Source organism: Aeromonas sp. FDAARGOS 1409 (assembly GCF_019048705.1).
In the GTDB taxonomy this organism is placed as follows: domain Bacteria; phylum Pseudomonadota; class Gammaproteobacteria; order Enterobacterales; family Aeromonadaceae; genus Aeromonas; species Aeromonas sanarellii.
Genome location: NZ_CP077395.1, coordinates 2,532,814 through 2,548,784 on the forward strand (window position 1 = coordinate 2,532,814; position 15,971 = coordinate 2,548,784).

The following is a 15,971-nucleotide window of genomic DNA, read 5'->3' on the forward strand; positions in this document are numbered from 1 at the left end:
GAAGGTCAACTTTTGACATAAACTTTATGACATTGATAGATAGAGCATTATATTGAGTTAAGGCATCACCCTGTGATGCGCTGTCCTACAATAAGTCCGAAACCCAATAACGCATGGATGTGTATATGTTTGGGCTATTAAGTAAGGGATCCCTCCTCTCCTTGGCGGGCATTGATTTTGGCAGTCAAACCATCAAGGCCGTCACCATCAGCGGGCGTCCCGGCAAGGTGCATCTCGGCTCGGTTGCCGAGGTCCCCATGCCCAGGGGCACTCTGGTCGATTATCAACTGCAGGACATTGAGCGGGTCGGCCAGTCCCTCAAGTCGCTCAGGCGGCTCGTGCAAGGGGACTGCCAGCACGTGGCCACGGCCGTGACGGGCTCCAATGTCATCACCAAGATCATCCAGGTCGACACCAACATCAACGAGAGCGAGCTGGAGAACCAGGTTCATCTGGAGGCGGAACAGATCATTCCGTTTCCTCTGGACGAAGTCAGCCTGGATTTCGAGATCCTCGGCATGACCGCCGACAACAGCCGTCAGGAGGTGCTGCTGAGTGCGGCACGGACCGAGAGCGTCAGCGGCCGGGTCAGTGCACTGACGGAGGCGGGCATGAATACCATGGTGGTGGACGTGGGGGTCCACGCGCTCGGGCGCGCCGTGCTGGCCTGCCTGCCCGAGCTGCAAACCTGGGACAAGCCGGTCGGCATCGTCGACATCGGTGCCAGTGCCATGACCTTTGCCGTCCTGTTCAGGGGGCAGGTGATCTATTCCCGCTTGCAGAATTTCGGTGGCGATCAATACAGCCAGGCCCTGGCCTCTTTTTACAGCATGAGCCTGGAAGACGCGGAACTTGCCAAGCTCCAGGGATCCCTGCCTGCGGATCATGAGGTGGATGTGCTGCTGCCGCACCTCAGTACCCTGGTGCTGCAGATCCGGCGCAATGTGCAACTGTTCTGCAGTTCGTCGGGCAACAAGGAGCTGTCCAAGCTGGTGCTGACGGGCGGGGGAAGTCTGCTGCCCGGTCTGGCCGGGCAGCTAGGCAGCGAGCTCAACTGTGAAGTGCTGCATCCCGACCCCTTTGCGCTCTTTGGCAAGCCTCAGGGAGAAGGGGGTCTGGCCCACGGGGCCAAGTACATGACGGCACTCGGTCTGGCACTGCGGAGCTTCACACCATGTCAAATATAAATCTCCTGCCCTGGCGGCAGGCCAGGGCCCAGCGCCAGAAGAAGCAGTTCGGCATCATGTTCGGGCTGTTCCTGGCGGGAACTGCCGTCATCGCCTTTGCCGTCGACTGGCTGGTGCAACAGCAGATCGGCTATCAGCAGGAGCGCAATCAGCGATTGTTGCAGGAGATGGCCATGCTCGACACCCAGCTCGGCGAAATCCGGCTGCTCAAGGAGCGGCGCAAGGATCTGATCGATCGCATGCAGCTCATCGAGCAGTTGCAGATGCGGCGCAACATACCGGTGCGTCTGTTCAATCAGCTGCCCGTGCTGGTGCCTAATGGGGTATATCTTGACACCCTCGCCCTGCAGAACAACAAGATCGATGTCAAGGGCAAGACCGAAGCCTATGGCAGGGTGGCCAGCATGATGAGACGCATCGACGGGTCGGGCTGGCTGGCGCAGTCCCAGCTCAGCACCATCTTCACGGCAGAGGTGGCACCCATTGCACTGAGCCAGTTCTCCATGATGTTCCAGATCGCCACGGCACTCCCGGACGCGGCTAAGGGGCAAGAATGAACCTGCAACAGCTCAATGAACTGGATATCAATGACATCGCGCGCTGGCCCAGGGTCGCTCAGGGTATCTTCATCTTCCTCTGCTGCGCTCTGCTGGGGGGGGCCATTTACTACTATGTGATTGCCAACTCCATGACGGCATTGGCTAGGGAGGCGGATAAAGAGAAGGAACTGAAGAGCCAGTTCGAGAGCAAGGCCATGCTGGCCGCCAATCTGGAGGCATACAGGAAGCAGATGGTGCAACTGGAGCACCTGGTCGATACCCAGCTCAAGCAGTTGCCCAACACCCATGAGGTTGCCGGCCTGCTGGACGACATCAGCTTCATCGCCACCGACAACGGTCTCAAATTGAACAGGATCAACTGGGAGCCGGAGGTCAAACACGAATTTTCGACCGAACTGCCCATGCGCATCGAGGTGGTGGGCACCTATCACGAACTCGGCAAATTCACGGCAGACATGGCCGCGTTGCCGCGCATCGTGATCCTGGAGTCGTTTCAACTCAATCAAGACAAGGGACAGGACGAGTTGATCGGCATGTCCATGCAGGCCAAAACCTACAAATACAACGGTAAAACCGTGGAGCAGAAGCCATGAGCATGAGAGTGACAGTACTCCTCTTGTCGGCGCTGTTGGTGACGGCCTGCGGCGTACAGGAGGACATGGACGAGTACGTCAGGCAGACCAAGGCGAGGAAACCCATCCCGATCGAGCCCTTGCCTGAGATAAAGGCCTTTTCTCCCATGGCCTACCAACGCAGCGATCAGCGCAGCCCTTTCATTGCCCCCCAGCCGGAGACCAGTTCCAGGCTGGATGCCAAGGCCAAGCCGGATTGCGCGCAGATCGTCGCCAATCGGGAGAAGGAGGTGCTGGAACGCTATTCGCTGGCCAGCCTGAGCATGAAGGGATCGATCGGCAGACAAGGACAGCTATGGGCATTGATCAATACCCCGGACGGGCAGGCCGTGCGAGTAGGGCTCAATCAGCACATGGGACTGGATCAGGGCAGGGTCATCAAGATAACGAATACGCATGTTGACTTGATGGAGACGGTACCGGATGGCAAAGGATGCTGGGTCACCCGAGAGACCCAGCTGGCCATGGCCAATCTCGACGCAAAACTATGATCAGGGATGAGCAGAGATGAGAACAACAATAAGAAGGATGACAGGTGTGGCGCTGCTGTGTCTGGGCGGATGCACTCAGGTGTGGGCGGTCCCCGCGTTGCAGGAGGTCAAAGTCAATCCCCTGCTGGCCGATCAACTCTTGCTGGAACTTAGTTTCAGCGAGCCCGTGAGCGGGTTTACCGATAGGCTGTCGTATGAACCCAATCAGCTCTTGTTGCATGTGCCCGGAGCTGTGGGGGCACTGACGGTCAATCCGCTGTCGATCAAGCAACAGGGGGTGAACAACCTCAAGGTCGAGGGCAAGGGGCAGGGGCTCGACATCAAGATAGCCCTCGATCAGCTGACCCCCTATCAAGTCCATCAGCAGGGCAACAAACTGCTGGTGTCGCTGGGGGAAAAGGCCGGTCAGCCAGTGGCCTCCTCGCCCGCCCCTGCGGCGGCCAACCCGTCGGCGCTTGTCAGGAGCCAGCCGGTGACGCAATCTGCCTTGATCGATACCCAGCGGGTTGCCCAGAACCAGTCCCAGTATCAGGCACAACCCGCCGTGGCGCAGACCCCTGCCGTGGTGCCGATCCCTGCCGCTGCCAGCAAGCCCGTGCTGTCCGTCGCGCCGACGAATCCGGGAGGTGGCTATTTCAACTCGGTCAAGGGCGTCGATTTTCGCCGTGGCAAGGAGGGGCAGGGGGAGTTCCTCGTGACCCTTGACAACAGCTCGGCGGCGGTGGACGTCAGCAGCCGAGGTCAGAAGGTATTTGCCAAGTTCCACGGCACCCGGATCCCGGATGAACAGCTCAACCTCATCAATGTGCAGGACTTTGCCACCCCGGTCTCCCAGGTGGAGGTGTTCCGCCAGGGCAATGACACCCTGTTTGAACTCTCGGTCAACGGTCAGTTCGATTACCGTTACGATCAGGCCGACAAGATGTTCATCATAGAGGTGAAGAAACGGGCGGCCACCACGGCGGCCAAGCAATATCAGGGCAAGCCGATATCCTTGAACTTCCAGGATATTCCGGTGCGAACCGTGTTGCAGATCATCGCCGACTTCAACAATCTCAACCTGGTGACTACGGACTCCGTCGCCGGCAACATCACCCTGCGCCTCGATGGGGTGCCCTGGGAGCAGGCGCTGGACATCATCCTCAAGGTGAGGGGGCTGGACAAGCGGCTGGACAACAACATCCTGCTGGTGGCCCCGGCGGATGAAATCGCCGCTCGCGAGAAGCAGCAACTGGAGAGTCGCAGCCAGGTGGCCGACCTTGCGCCTCTCTACACCGAATACCTGCAGATCAACTATGCCAAGGCAGCCGAAGTGGCCGCCCTGCTCTCCTCCGAGAGCACCAAGCTGCTCTCCCCCAGGGGGGCGGTGAGCGTGGATGAGCGTACCAACGTGCTGGTGGTCAAGGACACGGCGGACGTCATCGGCAACGTCAAGCGCATGCTGGATATCCTCGATATCCCGGTCAAGCAGGTGGTGATCGAGGCGCGTATGGTGACCATAGACGACGGTTTCGACGAGGCGTTGGGGGTGCGCTGGGGCGTGACCAAAACGGACGGTCATGGCAACGGCACCTCGGGCACCATAGAGGGGAATGACGGTGCCGGTAACAATGACGGCAGCTCCACCATCACGCGTCCCGGCGTGGAAGACAGGCTCAACGTCAATCTGCCGGTGACCAATGCCGCCGGTACGCTGGCGTTCCAGGTCGCTCGTCTCGCCAACGGTACCCTGCTCGATCTTGAACTCTCCGCCCTCGAGAAGGAGAGCAAGGCCGAGATCATCGCCAGCCCCAGGGTGACCACCGCCAACCAGAAACCGGCCCTGATCGAGCAGGGGACAGAGATCCCCTATGTAGAGTCCTCCTCCAGCGGGGCCACCTCGGTCACCTTCAAGAAGGCGGTACTGAGCCTCAAGGTCACACCCCAGATCACCCCGGACAACAGGGTCATCCTCGACTTGACCGTGACCCAGGACACCAAGGGGGAAACCGTGCCGACCGGTACCGGGGATGCGGTCTCCATCAACGCCCAGTCGATCACCACCCAGGTGCTGGTCAACAACGGCGAGACCCTGGTGCTTGGCGGCATCTATCAGCAGACGATTAAAAATGATGTCAGCAAGGTGCCGCTGCTGGGGGACATCCCCGGCCTCGGCTACCTGTTCAAGAAAACCACCAGTGAAAACAAGAAGCGTGAACTGCTGATTTTCGTGACCCCGAGGATAGTCACCGACGCCCTTTGAAAACTTTACATGTGAGAGCAAAACACATATAACCTTACGCCCCGATGAGGCTGGGGCGTAAGGGCTGCGGTTGCCAGTCCTGGTTTCTGTTGAGATAATCCCCCTCCTGATCCATCGCAAGATAAGGTTCATAGGTACCCCGGTCGAGTGTTTACCGGGGCCATACAGTTTGTAATTACTAACGAAAAGACATGGCTGAGAAACGCAATATTTTCCTGATAGGTCCCATGGGTGCGGGCAAGAGCACCATAGGTAGACATCTGGCAGAACAACTGCACATGGAGTTTTTCGACTCAGATCATGAGATTGAGCGCCGCAGTGGTGCCGATATCGGCTGGGTGTTCGATGTTGAAGGCGAAGAGGGTTTCCGGATCCGCGAAGAGAAGGTGATCGGTGAGCTCGCCGAGCATCAGGGCATCGTGCTGGCGACGGGTGGCGGCGCCATCAAGAGCCGTGAAACCCGCAACAAGCTCTCTGCCCGTGGCATCGTGGTCTACCTCGAAACCACCATTGAGAAGCAGCTGGCGCGCACCCAGAGAGACAAGCGCCGCCCCTTGCTGCAAACCGAAGAGCCGCCCCGGGAAGTGCTGGAGCGTCTGGCGCAAGAGCGCAACGCCCTGTATGAAGAAGTCGCTGACTTTGTCATCCAGACCGATGATCAGAGTGCAAAAGTTGTTGCCAATCAAATCGTCAAGTTGATCGGCATGTAATCCATTAGAGGACGTCCATGGAAAGGTTGAAGGTCGAACTGGGTGAACGCAGCTACCCGATAGAGATAGCTGCCGGTCTGTTGCAACACCCCGAGGTGCTGGCGCAGACGATCAAGGGCAAGCGGGTCATGATAGTGACCAATACCGTGGTCGCGCCCCTGTATCTTGAGCAGATCATTCAGTTGCTGTCCGGCTTTCAGGTGGAACACCTGATCCTGCCGGATGGGGAGGCCCACAAGACCCTGGCCACCTTCGAGCGGATCATGTCCGCTCTGCTGGAAACCAGCCATGGCCGTGACACCACTCTCATCGCCCTGGGGGGCGGCGTGATAGGCGACGTTGTTGGCTTCGCTGCGGCAAGCTATCAACGAGGCATTCCGTTCATCCAGGTGCCTACCACGCTGCTCTCCCAGGTTGATTCTTCCGTCGGCGGCAAGACCGCCGTCAACCATCCCCTTGGCAAGAACATGGTGGGTGCCTTCTACCAGCCCAGGCATGTGATCATCGATACCGACTGCCTCAAGACGCTGCCCGCACGGGAGTTTGCCGCCGGCATGGCCGAGGTGATCAAGTACGGCATCATCTGGGATGAGTCCTTCTTCTCCTGGCTCGAGGCCAACATGACGCGCCTGCAGCGGCTCGATGCCGACGCGCTCTCCTACGCCATTCGCCGTTGCTGCGAGATCAAGGCCGATGTGGTCGGGCAGGACGAGACCGAGCACGGGGTGCGGGCCCTGCTGAACCTGGGGCACACCTTCGGCCACGCCATCGAGGCCGAGAAGGGCTATGGCAACTGGCTCCATGGGGAGGCGGTGGCGGCAGGCATGATGCTGGCGGCGGACACGGCCCTGGCCCGTGGCGACATGACAGAGCAAGAGGTTGCGCGGATCCGCGCCCTGCTGCTGGCGGCCGAGCTGCCGGTGCAGGCGCCGCCGGAGATGGATTTTGCCGCCTTCATCCGCCATATGCGCCGTGACAAGAAGGTGCTGGAAGGCAAGCTGCGACTGGTGCTGCCGGTCGGGATCGGGCGGGCCCAGGTGGTGGCCGACGTGACGGATGCTCAATTGATGGCGGTGATCGAGTCTGGTCGTGACCACTAACAAACTGCTCAAGCTCCCTTCCCAGCGGCAGCTGGTCGACCGGCTGCTGCACCTGATTGAGTTCAATCACCCCTTTATCTTTCTCTGTGGCAAGCCCGGCAGCGGTCGTGGCACGCTCTGCGAGTCGCTGCTTGCCCAGTTGCCTGACACGGTGCGGGTGGTGAGCCTCATCGGCAGTCCGGCCATGAAGATGGCGGATGTACGCCAGTTGCTGCTGCAGCAGGTAGTGGCTCGCCCCCTGTTCAATGCGCAGGATGCGCTGGCCGACAGCTTCTTTCGCATGCTGGAGGGCAAGCCGTCCACCCTGCTGCTCATGGTAGAGCGCGCCGACGCATTGCCCACCGAGCTGGTCGGGGAGCTGTGGGCGCTCTGTCGTCACAACGATACCCTGGCCGCGCCCCACAAACTCGCCATCCTGCTCTCCGGCGGTGACGCCTGGTGTCGCAACCAGAAGGCCCTGCTGAAAGGGCGTGCCATGCCCGCCCTCGAGCTGGAGGTCGCGCCACTGAGCGCGCCGGAGCAACGCATCTTCTTGTATGAGAAGGCCAAAGAACTCAAGATCCCCACAGCCCTCTTGCCCAAGCCCAAGGTGGAAGAGATCCTGAATGGGGCGGGCGGACACCCGTCCGCCATCATGCAGTCACTGGAGGATATCATGACCGACAGAAGGCCCAAGAAACGCCAGGCCGAGTTGCCCGTCAAGAAGATCGCGATCGTGCTGGCCCTGGTGGCCGCCGGCTTGCTGGCCCTGAGCTACCTGCCCCTGTTCGATGATGGCGGCAAGGCGCCAGACCAGGCATCGTCCCAGGGAACGGCGTTGCCCGACCCCGTCACCGCAGATCCCCTGAGTGTCGGCGGTGCGAGCGCGGCACAGGGCACCCAGGAGAGTGACACCGGCCCCGGGGCGGCGGGGACGCAGGTCGCCCGGGATTGGCAACCCGATGCCAAGCCCTTGCCCAAGAAGGTCGAGAGCGAGACGGTCACTACGGAGTCGACCAACTACGAGGGGCGCCGGGTAGTCATCTCCGACGAAGTGGTCGAAAAACTGATGAATCAGCCCAACGTCAGCGGCGCCCTGCCCACGGCCGTGGTGGACGAGCTGGTGGGCGGCGGTTCCCAGGCGGCGCCGACGGTGCAGGCCAAGGCACGGGGCAGCGCCCCGGCGGTCAAACCGGCTGCCCAGGGCACCGGCACCCAGCCTGCGTCGGCCACACCAGCTGCGGCGCCGGCCCCCAAGGTGGCGCTGACCCCGGTCGCGACCCTCAACAAGAAGCCGAAGAACCACTACAGCGTCCAGCTGATGGGGGCGAGCAACACCAAGGCCGTGGACAGCTTCGTGGCGGAGCACGGGCTGGCGGGCAAGATCTGGGTCTACAAGACGAGTTTCCGTGGCAGCCCCTGGTATGTGGTGGTGCAGGGCGACTATGCCAGCAGCGCCCAGGCCAAGGCGGCGATCCGCAAGCTCTCGCCCGCCTTGCTCAAGGGACAACCCTGGCCCAAGTCGTTTGCCCAGATACAAAAAGAACTGAAGCAATAGCCAGCCGCCCGAAGAAGGGGGTAGAATCACCCCCCTTTTTTGGCATCGCCTTGTTAACACCGGACATCCATGAAAAAAACACGCGCGTTTTTAAAATGGGCCGGGGGAAAATACTCCCTGGTCGAAGAGATCGCCGAGCGCTTGCCGGACGGGCGTGTGTTGCTGGAGCCCTTCGTCGGGGCGGGATCCGTGTTCCTCAACACGGATTACGATGCCTATGTGCTCAACGATATCAATCCGGATCTCATCGATCTCTACAACCACCTCAAGCGGCAGCCGGATCGCTTCATCGGCGAGGCTCGTCGGCTGTTTGTGGCCGAACACAACCACAAGACCGCCTACTACCGTCTGCGCACCCAGTTCAACCAGGCCGAGGCCGGGTTCGAGCGGGCCCAGCTGTTCCTCTTCCTCAACCGCCACGGCTTCAACGGCTTGTGCCGCTATAACAAGAAGGGCGGGTTCAACGTCCCCTTCGGTTCCTACAAGAAACCCTACTTCCCGGAGAAGGAGCTGTGGGCCTTCGCCGAGAAGGCGCAGAAGGCCACCTTCATCTGCGAGAGCTATGCCGACGCCATGGCGCGCGCCGAGGAAGACTGGGTGATCTACTGCGATCCGCCCTATGCGCCCCTCTCCACCACGGCGAGTTTCACCACCTACTCGGCGGGCGGTTTCACCCTGGACGATCAGGCTCTGCTGGCTCGCCTGGCCCGCCACACCGCCGCCCACAAGGGCGTGCCCGTGCTCATCAGCAACCACGACATCGAGCTGACCCGGGAGCTCTATCGCGGGGCCCGGCTGGACGAGATCCTGGTCAAGCGTACCATCAGCCGCAACGGCGGCGGCCGCAACAAGGTGGCCGAGCTGCTGGCACTCTATCCGCCCGGCATCGAACCCGAGCAGGGTTATTATCCTGGTGAGGCGGAGCTGGCCGTCGCCGGTTGAGTCGTGAACGGTCCCTGCGGGGACCGTTGTCGTTTCTGGTAGTGCCGGCTTGCCGCGGCACGAGCGGATCCTTCCTGTCACCCGGTGCGCCAGGCAGCGGATGGGTTTTCCCGGCAGGAACAGCCCGTTTGCACCGATTGCACGGGGGAGCGCCGCGGTTCACTGGTGCAGCAGATGCGGGTCGTTTTCATCGCCCTTTTGCGATAAAATTGCGCCGTTTTTTCTGCCACGCTGCCAATGGATGACGCTGATGAAAGACTTTCTGATTGCCCCCTCTATCCTCTCCGCCGACTTTGCCCGCCTGGGCGAGGACGTGGCCAAGGTGCTGGCCGCCGGGGCCGACGTGGTGCACTTCGACGTGATGGACAACCACTATGTCCCCAACCTGACCATAGGCCCCATGGTCTGCCAGGCCCTGCGTGACTATGGCATCGAAGCCCCCATCGACGTGCACCTCATGGTCAAGCCGGTGGATCGCATCGTGCCCGACTTTGCCAAGGCGGGCGCCAACCTCATCACCTTCCACCCGGAAGCCTCCGACCACGTGGATCGCACCCTGGGTCTCATCAAGGAGCAGGGTTGCCAGGCCGGCCTGGTATTGAACCCGGCCACGCCGCTCACCTGCCTCGAATACGTGATGGACAAGCTGGACGTGATCCTGCTGATGTCGGTCAACCCGGGCTTCGGTGGCCAGAGCTTCATCCCCGGCACCCTCGCCAAGCTGCGTCAGGTGCGCCGCCTGATCGACGAGAGCGGCCGCGACATCCGTCTGGAGATCGACGGCGGTGTCAAGGTCGAGAACATCCGCGAGATCGCGGCCGCCGGTGCGGACATGTTCGTGGCCGGCTCCGCCATCTTCGGCAAGCCGGACTACAAGGCGGTGATCGACGAGATGCGGGCGGAGCTGGCCCATGTCCGTTGAGCGTCCCTTCGATCTGGTGCTGTTCGATCTCGATGGCACCCTGATCGACAGTGCCCCCCAGCTGGCGCTGGCGGTCAACCGTACCCTGGCGGATCTGGGGCTGGCGGAGGCCGACGAGGCGGTGGTGCGCACCTGGGTCGGCAACGGTGCCGACAAGCTGATCCAGCGTGCGCTGGATTACCGCGAGGCGCCCGAGCTGTTCACCAGGGCCCGCCCCCTGTTTGACCGGCACTACCAGGCCTGCCTGCTGGAAGGCCTGGGGATGTATGAAGGGGTCGAGCAGAGCCTGCGTCGCCTGCAACGGCTCGGCTATCGCCAGGCCGTGGTGACCAACAAGCCGAGCCACTTCGTGCAGCCCATTCTGGAGGCCCTCGGCATCCAGGATTGTTTCGCCCTCTGGTTGGGGGGCAACTGCGTGCCCGTTAAGAAGCCGAGCCCGGAGCCGCTGCTGCACGCCTGCCACGAGCTGGGTGTCAGCCCGTCCCGCACCCTGATGGTGGGGGACTCCGAAAATGACGTGCTGGCTGCCCAGGCGGCCGGCATGAAGGTGGTGGGGCTCACCTACGGCTACAACTATGGCCGCCCCATCGCGGATTCCCGCCCGGACTGGGTATGCGAGCAGTTTGCACAGCTCGATGCCCTGCTGGCCGAATAACAAGGATCAACACATTCATGGCTAAACCAATCGTATTGAGCGGGGCCCAACCCTCGGGCCAGCTGACCATAGGCAACTACATGGGGGCCCTGCGTCAGTGGGTCAGCATGCAGGATGACTTCGACTGCCTCTACTGCATCGTCGATCTGCACGCCATCACCACCCGCCAGGATCCCGCGGCCCTGCGCAAGGCCTGCCTGGACGCCGCCGCCCTCTATCTGGCGGTCGGCATCGATCCGGCCAAGAGCACCGTCTTCATCCAGTCCCACGTGCCCCAGCACGCCGAGCTCGGCTGGATACTGAACTGCTACACCCAGATGGGCGAGCTGTCGCGCATGACCCAGTTCAAGGACAAGTCCGCCCGTTTCGAGAACAACGTCAACGTCGGCCTGTTTGGCTATCCGGTGCTGATGGCGGCGGACATCCTGCTCTACCAGGCCAATCAGGTGCCGGTCGGCAATGACCAGAAGCAGCATCTGGAACTGACCCGCGACATCTGCACCCGCTTCAACAACCTGTACGGCGAGGTGTTCACCCTGCCCGAGCCCTTCATCCCGACCGAAGGGGCGCGGGTGATGAGCCTGCAGGATCCCACCAAGAAGATGTCCAAGTCCGACGACAACGAGGCGAACTTCATCGGCCTGCTGGAAGATCCCAAGCAGATCGTCAAGAAGATCAAGCGGGCGATGACCGACTCCGACGAGCCGGCCGTGGTGCGCTTCGACCCCGAGAACAAGCCGGGGGTCTCCAACCTGCTGACCCTGATGTCCGGGGTGACGGGTCGCTCCATCCCCGAGCTGGAGCAGCACTTCGAGGGCAAGATGTACGGCCACCTCAAGGGCGAGACGGCCGATGCCGTGGTCGCCTTGCTGGAGCCCATCCAGGCGCGCTTCCGCGAGCTGCGTCAGGATGAGACTCATCTGCGGGCCATTTTGGCGGCTGGCGCACAAAAGGCGCGGGAAAGGGCTGAAAAAACCCTGACCAGCGTATATGATGTCGTCGGCTTCGTTCCTCGAGCCTGACATACTGGGAAGGTGTAGTAGAAGAGAGCTGGGTATCTGCCTGGCTTTCTTTGTTTTACCCGCCCGGTTCGTCATTTCCTCCTTCAATGTCACACAGGGGTCGTTGCCCCAAGAGAAAGCATGTCTGCCGAATCACATATCCTGATTGAAGAACTGGGTGACAAGGGCCACTGGCTGCGCAAGTTTCGCAAGGCCAAGAACCTCAACACCCTGCAGCTGATGGTCTCCAATGCCATCGACAAGCACCACAAGACCCCGGCCATCGCGGCGGCCATCTACCTGGCCGAGTGTCAGCGCGAGCGCGAGCTGGAGCAGGGGCGCCTGCTGGATCGCTGAGCCCTGCCTGCGGGCGCTGGCCATTCGCGGGCTGTGCTGCCGATCCCCTGAGCCCGGCGCAAGCCGAGTCCCGTTTATTCCTCCCCGGGGCCTGCCCATGGTGGCGAGAGCGCTCGTCTCCCCCTTGGCTCCTGCCCACCTCGCAGACCATGAGAAATGGCGTTGCGCCTGCACGGGGCGTGAAGGGGGCCGCGATGTTCCCCCGCCGTCGGTCTGTCGATTATTTCCGCCCGTCGGGAGGGGCGATAACAGGGACGCGCCGCCACCGCCAGGCTCGCCATCCGGATCACCACGACGGCCCCAGTTTATTAACGGGGAGAGACATGCCAGAATGCGCGGCGTCTGTCCGTCGCCGCTCGTGACGGGCTGTCCGATCACCGTCTCTGTCTGACTCCCAGGGTCTTTTCATGCTGCTACTCATCGACAACTACGACTCCTTCACCTGGAACCTGGTGCAATATTTCGGTGCCCTGGGACAGGAGGTGCTGGTGAAGCGCAACGACGAGCTGAGCCTGGAGGAGATAGCCCGGCTCGCCCCACGCCACCTGGTGATCTCCCCTGGGCCCTGCACGCCGAACGAGGCGGGTATCTCCCTGGCCGCCATCCGCCGCTTCGCGGGCGAGATCCCCATCCTCGGCGTCTGTCTCGGTCACCAGTCCCTGGCCCAGGTGTTCGGGGCTCAGGTTGTACGTGCGCGCCAGATGATGCACGGCAAGACCTCCCTCATCCGCCATCGGGGGGAGGGGGTGTTCAGGGGATTGAAGGATCCGCTGCGGGTGACCCGCTACCATTCGCTCGTCGTGGAGCGCAATTCCCTGCCCGATTGTTTCGAGATCACCGCCTGGAGCGAGCATGCCGACGGCTCCATGGACGAGATCATGGGCCTGCGACATAAAACACTGGCGCTGGAAGGGGTGCAGTTCCATCCGGAGAGCATCCTGAGCGAGCAGGGCCACCAGTTATTGGCCAATTTTTTAGCCGTTTCCTGAAAAAATTGTGACATGCGCCTCAAAACCGAGATGAGGCGAAAAAAATTTTCCCTGACACTTTATTCACCCTCCTCCCTGTCCAAATTATCTCTTGCCAACACCCCCTGAGCCGTTATGCAATGCGGTTGCCTAAAATCTCACGGGCAATCGAACAATGTTCCTCATAGGCGGTCAAGTTACAGACTTTTTACTTTTTTTCTGTGATAATTCCGCCACGTTTACACGGATTTAACTTTTGGGCGGTGGATTATTCTGCCGCGATATAGCAGGAGAGCAATATGTCAGAGTTGTTGGCAGTGACACGTGAAGTGTTTGATGAAGTGATGGTTCCCAACTATGCGCCGGCCAAGATCATTCCGGTCCGCGGCGAGGGATCACGTGTCTGGGATCAGGAAGGCCGCGAGTATGTCGACTTCGCGGGCGGGATCGCGGTCAATGGCCTGGGCCATTGCCATCCCAAGCTGGTCGAAGCCCTGAAAACCCAGGGTGAGAAGCTGTGGCACCTCTCCAACGTGATGACCAACGAGCCGGCCCTGCGCCTGGCCAAGAAGCTGGTTGCCGCCACCTTCGCCGAGAAGGTCTATTTCTGCAACTCCGGTGCCGAAGCGAACGAAGCCGCCCTCAAGCTGGCCCGCCGCTACGCCATCGAGAAGTTCGGGGCCCACAAGACCCAGATCATCGCCTTCCACCAGGGCTTCCACGGCCGTACCTTCTTCACCGTGAGCGTCGGTGGCCAGGCTGCCTACTCCGATGGCTTCGGTCCCAAGCCGGCCGACATCACCCATGTGGCCTACAACAACCTGGAAGAGCTGGCCTCCGTCATCTCCGACAATACCTGCGCCGTGGTGATGGAGCCGCTGCAGGGGGAGGGTGGCATCATTCGTCCCACCGACGAGTTCGCCCGTGGTGTGCGCGAGCTGTGCACCAAGCACAACGCCCTGCTGATCTATGACGAAGTGCAGTCCGGTGTCGGCCGTACCGGCGAGCTCTATGCCTATATGGGTCTGGGGGTCACGCCGGACATCCTCACCAGCGCCAAGGCGCTCGGCGGTGGCTTCCCCATCGGCGCCATGCTGACCACCACCGAGATCGCGGCTCACCTGAAAGTGGGTACTCACGGTTCCACCTACGGTGGCAACCCGCTGGCCTGCGCCGTGGCCGAGGCGGTACTGGGCGTGGTCAACACCCCGGAGGTGCTGAACGGCATCAAGCAGCGCGAACAGCTGTTCCGCCAGGGCCTGGAAGCCATCAACGCCAAGTACCACTGCTTCAGCGAAGTGCGTGGCCAGGGTCTGCTGCTGGGCGCCGTGCTGAACGATGATTTCAAGGGCCGCTCCCGCGACTTCCTGCTGGCTTCCGTCGATCAGGGCCTGCTGGCGCTGGTCGCGGGCACCAACGTGGTGCGCTTCACACCGTCCCTGGTGATCCCGGAAGCGGACATCAAGGAAGGTCTGGCCCGGTTCGAGAAAGCCGTCGCCCAGGTGGTCAACGCCTGAGGCTAGTTGAGGTGGGGAACCCGCCCGGCAGGAGCCGGGCCCCCACCTGTCGTCAATGAAAGGGAGTTGTCATTTATGTTGGTTATCCGTCCTATCGAGCAGCGCGACTTCGCCGGCCTCAAGACCTGTGCCATCGAATCCGGCACCGGCATGACCTCGTTGCCGGTCAACGATGAGCTGCTGCAACGCAAGATCGATGCCTCGACCCAGACCTTCCTGGACAAGCCCGCCGGCAAGGGGGATTGTCTCTACTTCTTCGTGGCCGAGGATCTGGAAACGGGCGAGATGGTCGGCACCTGCGCCATCGACGCCGCCGTCGGCCTGTCCCAACCGTTCTACAACTATCACATCGGCAAGGTGGTGCACTCCTCCCCCAAGCTCGGCATCTACAACGTGGTGGAGACGCTCACCCTCTCCAACGACTACACCGGCAACTCCGAGCTCTGCACCCTCTTCCTGCGCGAATGCGCCCGCGAGGGGCTCAACGGCCGTCTGCTCTCCAAGCACCGTTTCCTGTTCATGGCCGAGCACCCCGAGCTGTTTGACAGTACCGTCTTTGCCGAGATGCGCGGCGTCTCCGATGGCAACGGCCACAGCCCCTTCTACGAGTGGCTGCAGAAGCATTTCTTCTCGATGGACTTTCCCACCGTCGACTATCTCACCGGCATCGGCAAGAAGCGCTTCATCGCCGAGCTGATGCCCAAGTACCCCATCTACGTGAACCTGCTGAGCAACGAGGCGCGCGCCGTCATCGGCCAGACCCACGAGAAGACCCGTCCGGCCATCAAGATGTTGCAGGACGAGGGCTTCGTGAACCGCGGCTACGTCGACATCTTCGATGCCGGCCCCACGGTCGAGTGCGAGGTGAAGAACATCCGCAGCGTGCGCCGCAGCCAGAAGCTGGCGGTGCTGGTGGGCGAGCCCATCGGCGGTCACACCTACCTCATCTGCAACGCCAGGTTCGAACAGTACCGCGCCTGTTACGGCAACATCCGGGTCGATCTGGACAAGCACGAAGCCATCATTCCGCCCAAGATGGCGGCCGCCCTCAAGGTGGAGAATGGCGACATGGTACGGGTCGTCGATCTGGAGTAACGGGTATATCCGCATTGAGACGGGTCGCCAAGGCGGCCCGTGCACCACAGGGAGT

16 protein-coding genes are annotated in these 15,971 nt (G+C 61.5%); all 16 read left to right on the forward strand.

The window, feature by feature from the left end; all coding sequences use genetic code 11:
• Positions 1 to 125: 125 nt before the first annotated feature.
• The 16 genes from tapM (at position 126) to astA (ending at position 15,916) form a co-directional block, all read left to right on the forward strand.
• Positions 126 to 1,187: a PilM family type IVa pilus assembly protein TapM gene (gene tapM / locus I6L39_RS12040; protein WP_325782111.1), complete on the forward strand. Its 1,062-nt coding sequence runs from the start codon at positions 126 to 128 to the stop codon at positions 1,185 to 1,187.
• Positions 1,175 to 1,744 (forward strand): PilN domain-containing protein, encoded by a 570-nt coding sequence (tapN, locus tag I6L39_RS12045; RefSeq protein WP_209793419.1) that lies wholly within the window; start codon positions 1,175 to 1,177, stop codon positions 1,742 to 1,744. The genes tapM and tapN overlap by 13 nt, the downstream gene beginning before the upstream one ends.
• Positions 1,741 to 2,340 carry a PilO family type IV pilus biogenesis protein TapO gene (gene tapO, locus I6L39_RS12050; protein WP_042078964.1) on the forward strand — a complete coding sequence of 200 codons (600 nt, stop codon included), beginning with the start codon at positions 1,741 to 1,743 and terminating at the stop codon, positions 2,338 to 2,340. The genes tapN and tapO overlap by 4 nt, the downstream gene beginning before the upstream one ends.
• Before the next feature lie 2 nt (positions 2,341 to 2,342).
• Positions 2,343 to 2,870 (forward strand): pilus assembly protein PilP, encoded by a 528-nt coding sequence (locus tag I6L39_RS12055; RefSeq protein ID WP_042079004.1) that lies wholly within the window; start codon positions 2,343 to 2,345, stop codon positions 2,868 to 2,870.
• 16 nt (positions 2,871 to 2,886) lie between these two features.
• Positions 2,887 to 5,112: a type IV pilus secretin PilQ gene (locus I6L39_RS12060; protein WP_216989770.1), complete on the forward strand. Its 2,226-nt coding sequence runs from the start codon at positions 2,887 to 2,889 to the stop codon at positions 5,110 to 5,112.
• A 191-nt stretch (positions 5,113 to 5,303) separates the two neighbouring features.
• Positions 5,304 to 5,822 carry a shikimate kinase AroK gene (gene aroK, locus I6L39_RS12065; protein ID WP_042078966.1) on the forward strand — a complete coding sequence of 173 codons (519 nt, stop codon included), beginning with the start codon at positions 5,304 to 5,306 and terminating at the stop codon, positions 5,820 to 5,822.
• Between the two features lie 17 nt (positions 5,823 to 5,839).
• On the forward strand, positions 5,840 to 6,922 hold the full coding sequence (gene aroB, locus I6L39_RS12070) for a 3-dehydroquinate synthase (protein ID WP_042078967.1): 1,083 nt from the start codon (positions 5,840 to 5,842) through the stop codon (positions 6,920 to 6,922).
• Positions 6,912 to 8,459, forward strand: a complete 1,548-nt coding sequence (locus I6L39_RS12075) for an SPOR domain-containing protein (RefSeq protein ID WP_216989771.1) — start codon at positions 6,912 to 6,914, stop codon at positions 8,457 to 8,459. Before aroB ends, I6L39_RS12075 begins: the two co-directional genes overlap by 11 nt.
• A 69-nt stretch (positions 8,460 to 8,528) precedes the next feature.
• Positions 8,529 to 9,401 (forward strand): Dam family site-specific DNA-(adenine-N6)-methyltransferase, encoded by an 873-nt coding sequence (locus I6L39_RS12080; protein ID WP_042078969.1) that lies wholly within the window; start codon positions 8,529 to 8,531, stop codon positions 9,399 to 9,401.
• A 250-nt stretch (positions 9,402 to 9,651) separates the two neighbouring features.
• The gene (rpe, locus tag I6L39_RS12085) at positions 9,652 to 10,323 is read left to right on the forward strand and encodes a ribulose-phosphate 3-epimerase (protein WP_042078970.1); all 672 of its coding nucleotides are present in this window, start codon (positions 9,652 to 9,654) and stop codon (positions 10,321 to 10,323) included.
• On the forward strand, positions 10,313 to 10,978 hold the full coding sequence (locus I6L39_RS12090; RefSeq protein WP_216989772.1) for a phosphoglycolate phosphatase: 666 nt from the start codon (positions 10,313 to 10,315) through the stop codon (positions 10,976 to 10,978). The genes rpe and I6L39_RS12090 overlap by 11 nt, the downstream gene beginning before the upstream one ends.
• Positions 10,979 to 10,995: 17 nt before the next feature.
• Entirely contained in the window at positions 10,996 to 12,000 is a 1,005-nt protein-coding gene (gene trpS / locus I6L39_RS12095; protein WP_042078973.1) for a tryptophan--tRNA ligase, read from the forward strand.
• A gap of 120 nt (positions 12,001 to 12,120) precedes the next feature.
• Positions 12,121 to 12,336, forward strand: a complete 216-nt coding sequence (locus I6L39_RS12100) for a hypothetical protein (RefSeq protein WP_216989773.1) — start codon at positions 12,121 to 12,123, stop codon at positions 12,334 to 12,336.
• 407 nt (positions 12,337 to 12,743) lie between these two features.
• Positions 12,744 to 13,325 carry an aminodeoxychorismate synthase component II gene (locus I6L39_RS12105; RefSeq protein ID WP_216989774.1) on the forward strand — a complete coding sequence of 194 codons (582 nt, stop codon included), beginning with the start codon at positions 12,744 to 12,746 and terminating at the stop codon, positions 13,323 to 13,325.
• 278 nt (positions 13,326 to 13,603) lie between these two features.
• Entirely contained in the window at positions 13,604 to 14,821 is a 1,218-nt protein-coding gene (locus I6L39_RS12110; protein WP_216989775.1) for an aspartate aminotransferase family protein, read from the forward strand.
• Positions 14,822 to 14,896: 75 nt separating this feature from the next.
• Positions 14,897 to 15,916 (forward strand): arginine N-succinyltransferase, encoded by a 1,020-nt coding sequence (gene astA, locus I6L39_RS12115; RefSeq protein ID WP_042078978.1) that lies wholly within the window; start codon positions 14,897 to 14,899, stop codon positions 15,914 to 15,916.
• The last annotated feature ends 55 nt before the right edge of the window (positions 15,917 to 15,971 follow it).